We start from the raw sequence: 16841 nt of genomic DNA on the forward strand, positions 1-16841 counted from the left end.
GGTTACTCCGTCTCCCCATTGTTAGGGGATGAATGTCCTGAATGGTGTGACATATCCATACCCGCATCCTTATGCATATATTGCATCACGATCTGGTTAAACATGCCTTTACTGACTGTTCCGTAATACTCAACAGGATTATTTTCACTCTCGATAGCGAGCGCTTTATAACTTTGACTATCAAGCTTTCTGCTTTGTTTTTTCACTTTTGCTACCCAAGCATCAAAGTCTTCAGCTGTCGCTGTCGCAATAGCCTTAAACTTCATCCCAGTAAATCCAGCGCCGCTATAGTTAGCCGAAATACCATTGAAGATTCCCGGTTCATTAGCAATCAAATGCAGTTGAGTCGCCATCCCCGCCATTGAGTAAATCTGGCTGCCGAGTTGCGGAATAAAGAAGGAGTTCATTGCAGTGTCTGAGGTGATTTTAAAGTTCACTGGCACATTGGCAGGAAATGCCAACTCATTGACCGAAGCTATCCCCAACTCAGGATATATAAACAACCACTTCCAGTTGAGGGAGACCACCTCAACAGTGATAGGTTTAGCCTCATGTTCTAATGGTTTATAAGGATCTAAATCATGTGTTGATCCCCAGGTGATGACACCAAGAATAATCACAATCACGATCGGCACTAACCAAACAACGATTTCAATGTTTTTTGAATGAGCCCATTTAGGCGCATAAATTTCTTGATCGCGGCCATCACGGTACTTCCAGGCAAAATACAGCGTCATGAAAATCACCGGGATCACCACAATCAACATCAACAAGGTGGCGACAACAATGAGATGTTTCTCATCAATGCCAATTTGCCCTTTGGGATCGAGCACACCGCCTTCACAGCCGCTCAGCAATATTGCAAATATCGCCAGAGCAGCTTTACTTAAATTTCGAATTAACAAAGGAAGATTCCTCTCACCTTAAGGTTTTATCTCTCTGTAGGCAGGTATTCACTCGCCGCACAGCAGTGGCTAATACACTGATCAAACCATGATTACGCAATATACAGCTGTGCATAAGCGCACTCGAATTAAGTCATTCGAGATTATGATCTAATGGGTGATTAGCTAAGTGTTATAAAGAAATAGAAGTCTAAAAAGGAGGAGCGCGGCAACCGTGAGCGTCTTGTGCTAGAGACTGAAGCGAAGGAACTGATAAATCGGATAACAGATGACTTGAATTTAACTTCTTAGTTAATTTAAAGATGAAGCTAATCAATCGCCAAAATTGTTTGATGACCTGTGGATTAACCAGCAACAAACTAAATAAGCTAACTCCCAGACACTCAACAAAGAAACCATCACTCAGGGCGATTAGTTCACTTACATCAACATAGCCGCCAGTAGAAACGGATAGACCATCAGATAAAAATAGCAGAAATACCCCCCCTAAAAACAAGGATAGGTTTGTCTTACCGGCATAAGAAAGCTTTACCGCTGAGGGTAACTTTGCAATCAGTCGTTGGTAAGAAGCTAATTTCAAAGAGAGTGTCCAGCCTACTAATACGGTTAATTTTGTGAATGCAAAGCATTCAGAGCTCATCTGTCGCAGGAGAATAACAAGAAGACATAGTTAAATGAAAGTAACTTAACGCTAAAAACCTCGTTTATATTAAATAAACCTTAATTAAAACATGGTAAGTCATAATGCATTACAAACTTAACAAAAAGGCAACCTTTGCCATCTCAAAAACGCTACCATTGTGACTCAAGGCACTAATAGGTTCTGTCGAAAATGAGTAACACCTCACTTAATGATCAATAGACAATTTTATTGGCAAGCTATTAACCTCGATAAACGGTGCAAAATAACAGTAACAGTGGCCTATTTGAGCTCAATATATCGCTAGTTTCAACCGTTAAGATTAATCAACCTTAAGCATAAGCCGTCACGCTGGGAGTAAAAGTAATGACGTCTATTGTTGATGGGGTTAGAAATAAATGGCTTATCTGAACGATATGGATAAGCCACCCACAAAATAGTAATAATGTTGGCGGGTGGGAAAACAGCCAATAAACGGCGGCAAAAACAACCGTAAAAGATCAACAGCCCCTAGTTATATATATTCGATATACGACCAACTAAATAGGTATATCCTTGATGAAAGTTATTTTCTGATAGCCCGTACTATTAAGTTATGTTCATCACCACAGGAAATATTATGCCCACCGTTAGTGACTTCCCTGCTCGCTCATTGATTGCCGTTGTCATCAGCATGGTGCTTTATTCAAATTTAAGCTTCGCGGCAGAGCCACCAGCAAAAACTATCGAAGTGATCCAGGTATTAGGTGAGACTATAAATGAAAAGGGGGTATCACCTAAAAATGCCACTATAGACGGACCATTTGGCGATGAAATAGAGCTTAAAGATATCGCCCGTGCTGTTACGCCTATCACTAGCGAAATGATGCAACAGCTCAATATGACTGACTTACAAGATATTCAAAAAGTCAGCCCAAATAGTTATTCAGCTAGCGGTTTTGGTGCTTCAAGCTTACCGACGATCCGTGGCCAATTAGGTGAACTGTATCAAGACGGTATTCGCCGACAAGCGGGTAACAATGGTTTTGGAGTGCCACTGTCCTTTAACGCTATTGAGCAAATCGATGTGATTAAAGGGCCGCCTCCAGTGTTGTTAGGCACCAGCCAACGCAACGGCGGTTTTGTTAATTTGCACTCTAAGGTTGCGCCGACCAATGAAAAATTTGGCAAACTAAATGTATCCGCAGGCAGCTGGGATCATTATCGTGCCCAAATTGACTTCGGTAGCGATATTGTTGAAAACGAGAGTGGTTTTAGGATCAGTGCTGAACATATTGATAATGGCAGTTACTACGATTACTCCGCGTTTAAAAGTGACAGTGTATTTTTGGCATTTCGATTATTAGTTAACCAAAACAGCAGTTGGGATATCAATGCTGAGTACTATGATGTCGAGTTTACTGACAACGCAGGAATTAACCGCCCCACCCAAGCCTTAATCGACAGCGGGTTATATATTACCGGTCAAGGCATACAACCTAATGGCAGCAGCATTCCTGGCGCCAATGCTATTGTATCTCCGACCGGATTGGTTGAAATAGATCGCAACCGCGTATTAACCGATCCGGACAACACAAATGGTGCCAGCACCTTCTTACTTCACAGTATCTATACTCTTGAATTAAGCGAAAAAGCCACATTAAAAAATATCACTTATTATCAGCATCTAACTCGTGAAGAAATTGCCCAAAACAGTTTTGTTGAAATTATTGATGGCGCCGATACGGCGCAAAATCGGCTTGAATTGGCATACCAATGGAATGATACCCAATCCACCATTACGGCTGTCGATGTGCGTTACAACAAGGTGCTCGGCTACAGTCAATTTACCACTGAAGCAGATTTACCCATTGATTTAACTGGGCCCATTGGTAACCGTCGTATTCCGTTAACAGCACAACAGCAAGCAAGGTTAGTGGAACTCCGCCCAGGCGTATTTGTGTCACCCGGCGCGCAATACGATATCAACGCCAATGGTAGTGGCGACTTTTCATTATCTGACACCACCGACTCTACCAGTTGGCAAACCGGACTGGCTATTCAGCATAATAGCCAATGGACTGACACTTTTTTTACCAGCGTCGGCTATCGTGCAGATTTTTATGATGTAAAAGCTCGCGACCCCATTGCTCCAGTAGGACAAATTGTCGCCAGTGATTCGATTAATGAAATGCTCAATTCTGCACAGATCAGTTTAAGCTACCGTGTCAGTCAAGATTTTACCGCTTATGCGAGTGCCAGTTATAACGAGTCAACGTCTAACAGCATGGCGGGCGGCAATACCCTGGGCGCTAATAACACCATTAGCCTACAAAACTTTGCCACTGAAAACACCTTTACAGAAATCGGCATTAAGTACGCACCGACTGACAATGCTTGGTATGCCGATGCCGCCATATTTGATCAAAAGCGCAGCCTGCGTAATCGTGATGGCAGTAATACCGGCATTCGTACCAAGGGACTGGAGTTACAAGCATTTTATGATGCATCACCCTTTTGGCTTAGCGCGGGTTACAGTTATTTAGATGCTCGCTTTGATGACTCAGCCAGCAGCCAAGATAGCGCTCAAGTCGCCGATGCCTTTGATAACTCTCGTCCAGATATTATTGAAGGAACCGGGGTTGGTGCGCCAAACTTTGCGTCTTTCGCCCCCACAAATCGCCGTGTACAAGGTATTCCTGAACAAACCACCTCTTTAAACGGCGGAGTAGATATCACTGAGAAATGGCAAGCGGGTTTCTCCGGTCTATATACCATGAGTTACCCATTAGATTATTTAGCCACCGTTTATATTCGAGACCAGTACACACTAAACATCAATACCAGTTATGACTTTTCCGAGCGGGCGAGATTACGACTCGACATCAACAACGTGACCAATCAAAAGAATTGGCGTCCGGTATTTGAAGGCGGTTACTTCGGTTCCACCTTGGTATTTCCGGAGCTCCCGGTCAACGCAACCGTCACTTTACAGTATTCATTTTAAGGTTTTAGTTTATGTCTAAGAAAATCGTGTTGTTATTAATTGTCGCCTCTTTAATGGGTTTATTCTTTCACTATGATTTACATCAATTACTGACCTTAGATGGCTTAAAAGCGTCGATGAATGAATTCAGCCAATGGCGCGAGCAGTCTCCAGTGGTGGTCATCGGTGGATTCTTCCTGCTGTACGTGATGATAACGGCATTATCACTGCCGGGAGCTGCAATATTAACGCTTGCCTCTGGCGCATTATTTGGCGTTGTCGAAGGCTTAATAATTGCATCATTTGCGTCAAGTATTGGGGCATTATCGGCCTTTTTAGTATCGCGTTATTTACTGCGCGATTCCATTAAGCAACGCTTTCCTGAACGCTTAGCCGCTATTGATGCTGGTATCCAAAAAGAGGGCGGGTTTTACTTATTTACATTACGTTTAGTGCCTATTTTCCCGTTCTTTTTAATCAATTTATTAATGGGTGTAACTGCATTTAAGTCTTGGACTTTTTATTGGGTTAGCCAGTTAGGCATGTTTGCCGGCACCTTTGTTTATGTTAACGCTGGCACTCAGTTAGCGCAGATTGATAGTCTATCGGATATTTTATCTTTCAAGCTCATAGTCTCCTTTGCACTATTAGGATTATTCCCGCTTATAGCCAAAATGATTGTTAACATAATTAAAAAACGCCGCGTTTATCGCAATTGGAATAAACCCGCTAAGTTTGATCGCAACATGATTGTTATCGGCGCGGGGGCTGGTGGTTTGGTTACCAGTTATATTGCCGCGGCAGTAAAAGCTAAAGTGACCTTGATTGAAGCCGGCGAAATGGGCGGTGATTGCTTAAACTACGGTTGTGTCCCCAGTAAGGCCATTATTAAAAGTGCCAAAGTTGCCCAGCAAATAAGACATGCTCATCATTATGGTTTGAACAGCACAGAGCCGAGCTTTTCGTTTAAACACGTAATGGCAAGAGTACAGCAAGTCATCGCTGATATTGCTCCCCACGACAGCGTAGAGCGCTACACCAATTTAGGTGTCGAAGTGCTAAAAGGTTACGCCAAATTAGTCGACCCTTGGACAGTTGAGATAACCTTCCCCGATGGAAGCAGCAATAAATTAACCGCTCGCAGTATTGTGATTGCCACTGGCGCACGCCCTTTTGTACCGCCATTGCCCGGCATAGAAACCACCGGTTATGTCACCAGTGACACCTTGTGGAGCGAGTTTTCTAAGCTAGATACAGCCCCAGAAAAACTCGTGGTGCTGGGCGGTGGGCCTATTGGTGCAGAATTAGCACAATGTTTTGCTCGTTTAGGGTCGCAAGTAACCCAAATCGAAATGGCAGAACGCATCATGATCAAAGAAGATGTTGAAGTGTCTGAGTTTGCGACACATGCATTGCAAAAAAGCGGCGTGAACATATTAACCTCACATCAAGCGCTGCGCTGCGAATTACGTGATGGTAAAAAATTGCTCATTGTTAAGCACCAACAGCAAGAAGTTGCTATTGAATACGATCAACTGCTGTGTGCCGTAGGCCGCAGTGCGCGCTTAAGCGGTTATGGTTTAGAAGAACTCGGCATTGAAACTAATCGCACTATTGTGACCAATGAATATTTAGAAACCTTGTATCCCAATATTTATGCCGCTGGCGATATTGTTGGGCCATATCAATTTACTCACGTGGCAGCGCATCAAGGTTGGTACGCTGCGGTGAATGCATTATTTGGTCATTTCAAAAAGTTTAAAGTCGATTACCGCGTGATCCCATGGACCACGTTTATCGACCCAGAGGTGGCGCGAGTCGGTATTAATGAAGAGGAAGCAATACAGCAAGGCATTGATTACGAAGTCACTCGTTTTGATTTTGCAGAGCTTGACCGCGCCATCACTGACAGTGCAACTGACGGTTTCATTAAAGTTATTACGCCTAAAGGGAAAGACAACATTTTAGGAGTCACCGTCGTCTCTGAACATGCTGGGGATTTAATTGCCGAGTTTGTGTTAGCAATGAAACATGGCTTAGGCTTGAATAAAATCCTGGGCACCATACACAGTTATCCGACGTGGGCTGAAGGTAACAAATACGCGGCTGGTGAATGGAAACGTAATCATGCCCCTGCGACTGTGCTACGTTGGTTAGAAAAATACCATGGCTGGCGTCGCGGCTGAATCAAATTGCAAAGTGAGAGTCCAGAGTAAAAATGCTGAGCGAGAACCCAGAATAATGAAGATCTTAACCCGATATGTTCAAGGTTTGCTGTTGGCTGTCAGCATTGTGCTCAGTCACATTGCGATGGCGGCAGATGCTCCATCTGCACCACATTTACATGATGATTGGCAACAATTACTCATTCGGAATGTACAGCCAATTAATCAAGGTCACAGCAGCGCAGTCGACTACCGCGCCATGCTACAAGACAGAAGCATATTAAAGGGCTACCTAAATCAATTGAGTCTAATCACCCAAACAACATTTGATGGCTGGGACACAACGCAGCAATTGGCCTTTCTAATCAATGCCTATAATGCATGGACAGTTGAGTTTATTCTAACCACCTATCCTGATATCGATTCCATTAAAGCGTTAGGCAGTTTTTTTCGCTCACCTTGGGATAAATCGTTTATTCCATTATTGGGCGAAACTCGCAGTTTAAATGACATTGAGCATAAATTAATTAGGGGTAGTGGCCGTTATAATGATCCGCGCATTCACTTTGCTGTCAATTGCGCCAGTATAGGCTGCCCCGCGCTGCGTGAAGAAGCTTACACGGGTGCTAAGCTCGAACAACAATTAACAGCTCAAACCGAGCGCTTTGTTGCCGACACCCGCCGCAACTATTTCAAAGATGGCACTTTATATCTGTCATCCATTTTTAAATGGTACGACGAAGATTTTACTATGGGGTTTAATAACAGCGATTCTGTCGCGGCTTTCTTACTGTTATATATCGATGTACTCGAACTTACCCCAGCGCAACAAGCTGCGCTGACCAAGCAAGAAATGCAGATTGAATTTTTAGATTATGATTGGTCGCTAAATGACAATCAGTAAACGACTTAGCCTGTCACTTCACCTTAAAACCGCCCACTATCATTTGGTGGCGGCAAGGGTACTTTTCGTCTGTTTGTCAACGAGCTTATGGCCAAGCGTAAGTCATGCCTCGACCTCCCCCGATAAAATATGGTCAGAGATTGAATCTCGCGGTAGAAACCAAGATGTTTATTTTCATGCTTGGGGTGGCGACCCACAAATTAATATGTATATCCTATGGGTTGCAGAGCAGGTCAAACAACGATATTCCATTAACTTACACCAAGTAAAATTAACCAACACCAGCGAAGCCGTCAGCCGTGTATTGTCTGAGAGATCAGCGGGAAATCATCATAATGGTCAGGTCGATATGGTGTGGATTAACGGTGAGAATTTTGCATCAATGGCACAGCATCAATTACTAACCCCAAATTGGGTTAGCCAGCTACCCAATTTTAGCTTAACCAACCCTGAGCATAACCCAGCAATGACACGCGACTTTGGCGTGCCAACACAAGGAATGGAAGCGCCGTGGGGACAAGCCTCACTATCCTTTTACTACAATAGCACCGCAACCACTGTTCCACCTTTAACATTATTACAGTTACTCGACTGGAGCCAAGATCATCCAGGGCGGTTTACTTATCCTAAGCCACCTGATTTTTTAGCCATGAGCTTTTTAAAATATGCGTTAATAATGTTGAATGACGCTCAACCGACGGCAATAAAAGAACGGCTTTATCAACCCGCATCGCCTCAAAGTGAAGCGTTATTATTACCTGTTTTATGGCAGTTTTTAGATGAGTTACACCCTTCGCTCTGGCGTAAAGGTCAACACTTTGTGTCTAGCGGTATGACGCTACGCCGCTTAGTGGGCGACGGTGAATTGAACCTCGCATTCACCTTCTCAGCAGCCGAAATCCCAGCTGCAATCGCTCGCTTTGATCTTCCCAGCAGTACCCGTAGTTATAAGATGCAAGATGGCAGTTTAAGCAACATTCACTTTGTAGCCATCCCCTATAACGCAGCTCATATCGACAGTGCAAAATTAGTGATTAATTTCCTGCTTAGCCCTGAAGCACAGGCAAAGAAACAACACATAGAGGTGTGGGGTGATAGCACGGTATTAGACCGTTCACTGCTGACCTTAACGCAACAAACTTTATTCAGCACACAAACTGCCAAGCAAGACAATAAGCAGACGATACCGGACGCTGCTGCGACCAGCATGGCGCATTACGTGGCGAGTCCTGCCTTAAGCGAACCTCATCCCAGCTGGACCCAGATTATTGCTCAGCAATGGCTGAGTCGTTATGGGGTGAAACCATGATTGCTGCCAATACCCTGTTTACCCGCGTCGTCAGTTTTAGCCCATCTGTCATGGTGACATTAATCGTGCTGCCCGTATTAGCAGGATTGTTGGGGGTGATTTTACCCGCTTTTGGCTGGGTCCCTGCATTAGGATCAACTGAGTTCGGGTTGCACGGGTTTGAACAATTAATGGCGACGCCAGGCATGAGTCGCATGGTCATGCTCAGTTTTACCACCAGTTTAATCAGCACGTTACTAGCATTTATAATGACGACATTGATCCTAGCCAGTTACTTTTCAAGCCCATGGTTAAAACGAATTCAACGCTTATTAGGGCCTCTCTTAGTTATTCCACATGCTGCGGCGGCCATTGCTATCGGCTTCTTAATCGCACCATCTGGCATGGTGTCGCGTTTAGTATCGCCCTGGCTTAGTGGATGGACGAGCCCACCGGACTGGTTATACCCGCACGATGCCATGGGCATCAGTATTATTATCGGCTTAACCATTAAAGAACTGCCTTTTTTGTTGTTAATTGCCCTTGGCGTATTAGCCCAGCCAGACATAGGCAATACGTTACGCTCTCAGCATCGAGTCGCACTTAGTCTCGGCTACAGCCCAATGACCGCATTTTTTAAAATCGTGTTACCAAGCCTTTATCCTTATCTGCGCTTACCGGTTTTAGCCGTATTGGCTTATGCCAGTGCCAGCGTTGAAATCCCATTAATTTTAGGCCCGAATACCCCACCCACTTTAGCCGTCGCCATTATGCAATGGTTTAATGATGTCGATTTAAGTCTGCGCATTAAAGCCTCTGCAGGGGCGCTATTACAAATATCGGTTACCTTGGCGTTGTTAACGATTTGGTGGTTGTTAGAACGTCTCGTAAAACGATTAAGCATCAATAGTTTAATTAATGGTCGCCGCGACTACCGCGACTTGTTATGGCAACGAATTACTCATCTACTGACGGTGCTTTTACTCAGTGTTATCGGCTTATCATTATTTGGCATGTTATTGTGGTCGGTGGCCGGTTTTTGGCCTTATCCTATGGCAATACCACAGCAATGGGTTGGCATGCATTGGCAATCGGCGTTAGTACAAATGCACGCACCATTGATCAATACTGTGCTCATTGGCATCTGTAGCACTGCTCTTGCGATCATCATCACCGTATTTGTGCTTGAGGCAGAACAACAACGAGGTAAAAACCTGTCAGCGATTAGCAGCGTGATTATTTACTTGCCCTTGCTGATCCCCAGTATTACCTTTTTATTCGGCTTAGTTTGGCTACAAGAACAAGTAAATAGCCACCATGCTTTTATCAATGTGGTGTTAGCGCACCTATTGTTTGTATTACCCTATGTTTTTTTGTCACTTGCCAACAGTTATCGACGTGTTGATCCTCGCTATGCAGCTGTTGCAGCAAGCCTTGGTGCGCCACCGGCTAAAATATTTTGGCAGATAAAATTACCTATGCTATTGGCACCTATTTTAATCGCCATCGCGCTGGGCTTAGCCATTAGTTTTAGCCAATACTTACCCACTTTGCTGGCTGGTGGTGGCAGAATAGAGACCATTACCACCGAGGCTGTTGCGTTAGCCAATGGTGCTAGTCGCCGAGTCAGTGCCGTTTATGCCTTAATGCAGATGTTCTTGCCTGCCATCGCGTTTTTAGTGGCTTGGCTTATCCCCAATATTCTCTTTCGACGTCGCGTATAGGGACCAATATGCCATTACAGTCAACACACTCTTCAGCCGACAATGCGCCTTTATCCCGGTCAGAACCAGGATCGTTACGCATTGAACAGCTAGTATTAACACGTCAAAACACCCCTTTACTGTCCCTTAATGAAACCATTAACGGCGGTGATATTTTGACGATTATGGGGCCATCAGGCAGCGGTAAGTCGACGTTATTAAACTGGTTAACGGGCATGCTGCCACAAGGATTCAGTGCTCAAGGTCAGTTACATTTAAATGGGCACAACATCACAGGCACTGCCAGCCATTTACGCCATATCGGTATACTCTATCAAGACCCATTGCTGTTTCCGCATTTATCAGTCGCGGGCAATATCGCCTTTGCCATGCCTAAAGGCGATGCTCCACTACGACGCCAACAGATCAGCCAAGCATTAGAACAGGTGGGACTGGCGGGTATGGAGCAGCGTAAGACACAAAGTTTATCAGGAGGGCAACAAGCACGAGTGGCATTATTGCGGGTGTTATTGAGTCAACCTGAAGCCATTTTGCTCGATGAGCCTTTTAGTAAACTTGATAGTCAACTACGCCAAGAAACACGGCAGCTGGTGTTTGACCTCATTAAGCGTCATCAATTACCTGTGGTCATGGTCACCCATGATCAAACCGATGCTAATGCTGCAAAAGGGAAAGTAATCACGTTAACTTAAGCGCTTTAAACGATAGCGAAAGCTCCTCAATATAAGTGGCTGAATTGAGTTAGATCCTTACTTTGATAGCCACTTACTCATCTAACTCGGCAACAGGCGTCGCCACAATAGGATTACACCATGCTAGATCGATTTGTCACGCCCATCATTAATACGTTATTACGGCCGTTAGTCAAACCGCTGGATAAGCGCAATATTAGCCCAGATCAGATCACCTTAGTGGGATTTGGTATCGGTATGACTGCATTACCATTGTTGGCATTACAGCAATGGTATGCGGCGCTTGTGGTGATCTTAATTAACCGAATTTTTGATGGAGTCGATGGCGCTCTTGCTCGTTATCAAAACAAAAATACCTCTGCGGGAGGCTTTTTAGACATTTGTGTCGACTTTTTATTTTATGCAGCGGTACCGTTAGGATTTGCCATCGCTAGCCCGATTGAAAACGCCTTACCCGCAGCGGTATTATTAAGTGTATTTATGGGGACAAGCTCAAGCTTTTTGGCATTTGCGATTCCAGCAGAGAAGCTCCATTTACCGCGGCCCCAGTTTGCCAATAAGAGTTTTTACTTTTTGAATGGCTTAACTGAAGGTACCGAAACCATCGCCTTTTTTCTGGCATTCTGTCTATGGCCAGAGTACTTTCCAGAGCTGGCTTACAGTTTTGCTTTGCTAGGCTCAATTACTATCTTCACTCGTATTCACGGTGGCTACCATACGTTAAAAAACCACACGCCCCTTAACCAAACCTCACAAGGTAAATGTGATAATGGATGATGCATCATCAATACGACTAGGAATATTTTTAACAGTGCTGGCGTTAATGTTACTACTAGAGCGTTGCTTTCCGGCAAGGAAGTTCCCCAACACAGCAACAACGCCGAAACAAGGTACTCGCTTATTCGGCAATGTGGCAATACTCGTCATTTCAGCTGTTGCGGCAAGGTTAGTATTACCGATTGGATTAGCGGGTCTTGCACTCTTTGGTCACCAACAGCAATGGGGATTCTTGCCCTATATCGGACTGCCGAATTGGGTCAATATAGGATTAAGCCTACTGTTATTAGATCTGCTTATCTATTGGCAACACCGATTGTTTCATCGTATCCCCTTGTTGTGGCGATTGCATAAGGTCCACCACGCCGATGTGCATGTCGATAGCACTACCGCGCTGCGATTTCACCCGATTGAAATCACTGTCAGTATCGGTGTTAAAGCGTTGGCCATCATTATTCTAGGGGTGCCAGCCAGTGCTGTTATTTTATTTGAAATTCTATTAAACGGTTTAGCCATCTTTAATCACGCCAACATTCGATTATCGCCAACACTCGAACGGATCACCCGCACCGTATTAGTGACCCAAATATTACATCGCATTCATCACAGTCAAATCATATCCGAGAGCAACAGTAACTTTGGTTCTAGTATCGTTTGGTGGGATAGGTTATTTGGAACCTATTCAGCCCAAGCCAGTAAAGCAGACAATGATATCGACATTGGCCTCGGCGAATATCAGGATGCCAAACATAACGCCAAGTTGTGGGGATTATTAAGGATGCCATTTCTATCCCAAAAGCCATTCAAAAAGGAATAACCATTTTTTCAATAATATGTCTTACATTCAAAATTCCTGAGAGAGGTCTAAATTAATCACATTAATGGCGTTGCTATCGTTATTTGGGGATATAACTCGGCTAAGCGTAGGTTCTAGCGAGTGATTTAAGCATCATAAAGCCTTGGCCATCCATGGCACTCTTGGCTGGACCATGGCTTGTGGTTCAGGAAAACTGCTTGCCGATCAAATCAGCGGAATGACTCGCAGTATTGAGAGCTTTCGCTTAGCCTTGTACTAACACCATTATTTTTTACGATAAAGAGTCGAACAAAAACGAAGTTCAAAAGATAAACTGCCCTTAGCGCTCACGCTTCATTCGACCCATCAGATGTTAACTCTACGCTCTTACTGTCACGAATGTACAACGCAAGGAGTCGGGCATGTAAATGAGCTTAAGGTCGTTGGGCAGGTCAATATCATTCTGAAAAGAGTCCATGCTACAAATAAGTTAACCTGAGGTTGCAAATCCATCTAACTCAAGCAATACAAGTGCGTGATGATTACGACTAACAACATGGATCCTATTATCAATCTTTATTATATTTATCAAACGCTTGATATGTATCAACCCTCATATTATTAATCCGTGTATCTTGACTTACTCTTCCTGAGTGAGTTAATCAAAAATAGGATTTTTGCCGTGATGCGTTTATCTGTTCTAGTGTTTGCCACCCTCTTTTTAGCACTGCCTGCGCAGGCCCATGAACTCCATTCATCTGGTGGGTTTTTCGCCGGATTTAATCATCCCGTTCTAGGATTTGATCACATGTTAGCCATGTTGTCGGTGGGCCTTTTAAGTACCCAACTTGGTGGCCGTGCAATCTGGACCGTCCCCACTGTATTCGTCATATTTATGCTTATTGGCGGCATTATTGGCTTGCTGTCAATTCCTATTCCGTTTGTAGAGATCGGAATTGCTATCTCGGTTCTATTGTTAGGATTGGCTTTAGCAATAGACAAAAAACTACCTCAGCTGTTGGTTATGGCATTTGTTGCCCTATTTGCCATATTTCATGGTCATGCTCATGGTGTTGAGATGCCACAATTGGCTAACCCGGCACTCTATGCCCTAGGGTTTATCTGCGGTACTGCAGCAATACATATTGTCGGGGTATTATTAGGAATGGGTATGCAGCATAGGGATCCGCAACACCACTTTATTCGGACATCGGGAGGCGCTATTGCACTTATCGGCGGTTATCTTCTTATTGGTGTTTAACATTTACTTTATGACATATATGAACAATTAGAACCTGTCTTAAACGTTTAATTTTTAGACGTATTGTCGATATTATCTTTTAAAATAATGCAACGCAGCAATAGCCCTCTGAGAAGCTCATACTGTGCAGATTTAAAACCTGCTTTATAATGTACAGGTGAGTTTCGATATACAATTTCATGGTCTATTTTTGTTCCATACAAATATAGTATTCCCTCCATGGAGGTCAAATTCGGGAGGTAGATCCTACCGAGGATACTAGAGCCGAGAATGACAAACACGCATGCATATTCTCTGACTCTATGAAAGATCGTCAACTAAGCCCAAATAGTAAAAATTAATTAGACGCTAACGTCTAATGCCCGCTACACAGCCGCTATCTTACTCAAATTCTAGCAAGTGATTTAAAGCGTATTAATATGAATGACGCAGCTAGGGTTGTAAAACTGATTGGCTTATTTGTCGAACCATAAAAAAACACCTGCACTAAGGCAGGTGTTCTTATAAATCACTATCACGCTTTCAGCTTTGGAGCTCGATTAGCTTTGCTTTTTAACAAATTTAGATTTAAGCATCATAAAGCCTTGGCCATCTACTTTGCAGTCGATATCGTGGTCGCCATTCACAAAGCGTTTGATAACCGCTTTAGTGCCAACCTTAAGCACTAACGATGAACCTTTTACTTTAAGGTCTTTGATTAGTGTCACTTTATCTTCTTCTGCTAATAAGTTTCCTACTGCGTCTTTTAAGATAATAACGTCTGGATCAACAATAGTTTCGTTAGGATTCCATTCATGAGCACATTCTGGACAAACGAGTTGTGCACCATCTTCGTATACATAGACTGATTCACATTTTGGGCATGGTGGGAGAGCGCTCATGGTATTTTCTCTTTAATAAATAATTTGTTGAATCGTACTTGATAGGTCATCACTGACACAACCATCAATACAACTCGCTTTTCAAAGACACATTATAATCAATATTTCGAATATCATCTAGATTGAAAATAGGGTCTTGTGAACAAGCCGCTATTTATGTTTAGTTATAGATGTTCATTATTGATATCGAATTTTGTGTTTTTTACCCTGTTTGCAGATATTGTTCAGCCTTATCTTGAATCATTTCTATCGGGACCACTTTAGCGCCATCACTCATTAAGCGTCTGTTTATACTCTTTAAGCGAAATTCCAAATTGATGTTTAAATCGCTGACTAAAACGAGTTTCAGATTGATAACCACAACATATCGCTAACTCTAGCTGAGAGAGTTGAGCGCCATTACGGCTGTATGACGATTGCATCACCCCTATGGCATGTAACATTCTCACTTCTGCCAAAATGACTCTAAAAGAGGTGTGTTCTTTACTTAGATGCCGCATGAATGTTGCTTGGCTCATCGCAAAATGCCCACAGACATTATCAATAGAATGATTTCTAGCGGGATCTGCTGCAACGTAACGACTCACTTTATCTCGTAATGTGAGTTGATGATGACCGAACAAACTTGGTAAGCCGCCAGCTTCGCTAAGCTGTTGGTAAAAAGCATCGAGATAGAGCTGCTGCACTGATTGGCTCAAATGATATTCAGACATACTAAGCAGCTGCGAAAAAGCAAAGTTCAAGCCATCAGTGACTTCAATACAGGGTGAAGCCAGCATAGAATCTGTCTCTTTTCCGGCAGTTATAGATTGTTGCAAAATATGTTCTGATGGCGATGAAAGAAACGAGATCTGAACTGAATTAAATTGTTGTTGAAAAGGCTCATTCACAAAGGTCAGTTTTTCATTAGAAGAAGCGAGAAGCCAATTACTCCGATTAAATGTGAGAGTGTCACCTTGCCAAAGCAGAGTTTTTATTCCCGAAGTAACCGCTATAATGCTTGGAGCCACCACAGGTACATTACGCAATGGTTGCGACTTTATGCCAAAGAAGCGATCAACTTTAACTAATCCGCGCACTTAGTTTCCTCTTTAAAGGAGATGACATCCAAATGATCTCTTGATGCGGGATTCAGCATGAAGAGAAGTGACTAAATAATAGGGTAATAAACTCAGCAATTACCCTATTATAATGAACAGGTATTAACGAACGTAAGTTGCAGTGAGTACAGCTTTGTCTAACGCCATCTTGTTGAGGGTAAAGCCCACAATAGCAGGAGAGATATCAGCGGGTAATTCGAGTTTAGCCTCAGGCAGTGCCCATACTGTAAACTGATACCGATGCATTCCATCCCCTTTCGGTGGACAAGCTCCCCCAAACCCAGGTTTACCGTAATCAATTCTGGTCTCTAAACCGGTTTTTAAATTACCTGATGCCCCTTGTGGCAGTGATAACGTACTGGCAGGCAGATTAAGTACCGCCCAATGCCACCAACCACTTCCTGTAGGCGCGTCAGGATCAAACACCGTAATCGCAAAACTCTTAGTCTCCTTGGGGGCACCACTCCAAGATAATTGTGGCGAGACGTTGCCTCCATTACAGCCCATGCCTTGGTATTCAAACTTCTTCGGCATTAGCTGCCCTTCTTTGATATCTGTACTACTAATTTCTAATGCAAAGCTCTGAGCAGAGAAGGCTATTAAAGCGATAGATAAACTTAGGTGTTTCATCGTTATCTCCTAGATAAGATGGTGAGTGTATGACCATCTTACCGAATGAAAAACTAAATAATAAACAACAACTATCACTTATGGTTTTTAAAAGCGTATAAATGCAAGTTTAA

Annotated in this window: 14 protein-coding genes; 9 read left to right on the forward strand and 5 right to left on the reverse strand. The window is 43.4% G+C overall.

What is annotated here, in order from left to right:
- Positions 1-2 precede the first annotated feature (2 nt).
- Positions 3-905 (reverse strand): ubiquinol oxidase subunit II, encoded by a 903-nt coding sequence (gene cyoA / locus CXF86_RS01965; protein ID WP_102038230.1) that lies wholly within the window; start codon positions 903-905, stop codon positions 3-5.
- Between the two features lie 190 nt (positions 906-1095).
- Positions 1096-1485: a hypothetical protein gene (locus CXF86_RS01970; RefSeq protein WP_232775133.1), complete on the reverse strand. Its 390-nt coding sequence runs from the start codon at positions 1483-1485 to the stop codon at positions 1096-1098.
- A 733-nt stretch (positions 1486-2218) separates the two neighbouring features.
- Between CXF86_RS01970 and CXF86_RS01975 the strand changes: the two genes are divergently transcribed.
- The 9 genes from CXF86_RS01975 (at position 2219) to CXF86_RS02020 (ending at position 14117) form a co-directional block, all read left to right on the forward strand.
- Positions 2219-4531 carry a TonB-dependent receptor gene (locus CXF86_RS01975; protein WP_374702314.1) on the forward strand — a complete coding sequence of 771 codons (2313 nt, stop codon included), beginning with the start codon at positions 2219-2221 and terminating at the stop codon, positions 4529-4531.
- Positions 4532-4542: 11 nt separating this feature from the next.
- On the forward strand, positions 4543-6696 hold the full coding sequence (locus CXF86_RS01980) for an FAD-dependent oxidoreductase (RefSeq protein ID WP_101090654.1): 2154 nt from the start codon (positions 4543-4545) through the stop codon (positions 6694-6696).
- 55 nt (positions 6697-6751) lie between these two features.
- Positions 6752-7579 (forward strand): DUF547 domain-containing protein, encoded by an 828-nt coding sequence (locus CXF86_RS01985; RefSeq protein WP_102038317.1) that lies wholly within the window; start codon positions 6752-6754, stop codon positions 7577-7579.
- Entirely contained in the window at positions 7566-8888 is a 1323-nt protein-coding gene (locus tag CXF86_RS01990; RefSeq protein ID WP_102038232.1) for an ABC transporter substrate-binding protein, read from the forward strand. Before CXF86_RS01985 ends, CXF86_RS01990 begins: the two co-directional genes overlap by 14 nt.
- Complete coding sequence (locus tag CXF86_RS01995) at positions 8858-10591, forward strand: ABC transporter permease (protein ID WP_102038233.1); 1734 nt, start codon at positions 8858-8860, stop codon at positions 10589-10591. Before CXF86_RS01990 ends, CXF86_RS01995 begins: the two co-directional genes overlap by 31 nt.
- A gap of 8 nt (positions 10592-10599) precedes the next feature.
- Complete coding sequence (locus CXF86_RS02000) at positions 10600-11283, forward strand: ATP-binding cassette domain-containing protein (protein ID WP_102038234.1); 684 nt, start codon at positions 10600-10602, stop codon at positions 11281-11283.
- Between the two features lie 120 nt (positions 11284-11403).
- Positions 11404-12060, forward strand: a complete 657-nt coding sequence (locus CXF86_RS02005; protein ID WP_101090650.1) for a CDP-alcohol phosphatidyltransferase family protein — start codon at positions 11404-11406, stop codon at positions 12058-12060.
- Positions 12053-12877 (forward strand): sterol desaturase family protein, encoded by an 825-nt coding sequence (locus CXF86_RS02010; RefSeq protein WP_257985263.1) that lies wholly within the window; start codon positions 12053-12055, stop codon positions 12875-12877. The genes CXF86_RS02005 and CXF86_RS02010 overlap by 8 nt, the downstream gene beginning before the upstream one ends.
- A gap of 661 nt (positions 12878-13538) precedes the next feature.
- Positions 13539-14117, forward strand: coding sequence for a HupE/UreJ family protein (locus CXF86_RS02020; protein WP_101090649.1), 579 nt, complete (start codon positions 13539-13541; stop codon positions 14115-14117).
- Positions 14118-14656: 539 nt separating this feature from the next.
- Here the strand turns inward: CXF86_RS02020 and CXF86_RS02025 are convergent.
- The 3 genes from CXF86_RS02025 to CXF86_RS02035 form a co-directional block, all read right to left on the reverse strand.
- Entirely contained in the window at positions 14657-14998 is a 342-nt protein-coding gene (locus CXF86_RS02025) for a zinc ribbon domain-containing protein YjdM (RefSeq protein WP_101090648.1), read from the reverse strand.
- A 269-nt stretch (positions 14999-15267) separates the two neighbouring features.
- A complete protein-coding gene (locus CXF86_RS02030; RefSeq protein WP_102038235.1) occupies positions 15268-16077 on the reverse strand; it encodes an AraC family transcriptional regulator in 810 nt (269 codons plus the stop codon).
- A 123-nt stretch (positions 16078-16200) separates the two neighbouring features.
- Positions 16201-16728, reverse strand: a complete 528-nt coding sequence (locus CXF86_RS02035; protein ID WP_102038236.1) for a YbhB/YbcL family Raf kinase inhibitor-like protein — start codon at positions 16726-16728, stop codon at positions 16201-16203.
- Between the last annotated feature and the right edge of the window lie 113 nt (positions 16729-16841).

The organism is Shewanella sp. GutCb, from assembly GCF_002836135.1.
Taxonomy (GTDB): Bacteria; Pseudomonadota; Gammaproteobacteria; order Enterobacterales; family Shewanellaceae; genus Shewanella.

Bases quoted from the DNA above. Each gene is read 5' to 3' on its own strand.
- CXF86_RS02025 (WP_101090648.1), bottom strand. From the start codon at position 14,998: ATGAGCGCTCTCCCACCATGCCCAAAATGTGAATCAGTCTATGTATAC.
- CXF86_RS02000 (WP_102038234.1), top strand. From the start codon at position 10,600: ATGCCATTACAGTCAACACACTCTTCAGCCGACAATGCGCCTTTATCC.
- CXF86_RS02010 (WP_257985263.1), top strand. From the start codon at position 12,053: ATGGATGATGCATCATCAATACGACTAGGAATATTTTTAACAGTGCTG.
- CXF86_RS01985 (WP_102038317.1), top strand. From the start codon at position 6,752: ATGAAGATCTTAACCCGATATGTTCAAGGTTTGCTGTTGGCTGTCAGC.
- CXF86_RS01980 (WP_101090654.1), top strand. From the start codon at position 4,543: ATGTCTAAGAAAATCGTGTTGTTATTAATTGTCGCCTCTTTAATGGGT.
- CXF86_RS01995 (WP_102038233.1), top strand. From the start codon at position 8,858: ATGGCTGAGTCGTTATGGGGTGAAACCATGATTGCTGCCAATACCCTG.
- CXF86_RS02035 (WP_102038236.1), bottom strand. From the start codon at position 16,728: ATGAAACACCTAAGTTTATCTATCGCTTTAATAGCCTTCTCTGCTCAG.
- CXF86_RS01975 (WP_374702314.1), top strand. From the start codon at position 2,219: ATGGTGCTTTATTCAAATTTAAGCTTCGCGGCAGAGCCACCAGCAAAA.
- CXF86_RS02005 (WP_101090650.1), top strand. From the start codon at position 11,404: ATGCTAGATCGATTTGTCACGCCCATCATTAATACGTTATTACGGCCG.
- CXF86_RS01990 (WP_102038232.1), top strand. From the start codon at position 7,566: ATGACAATCAGTAAACGACTTAGCCTGTCACTTCACCTTAAAACCGCC.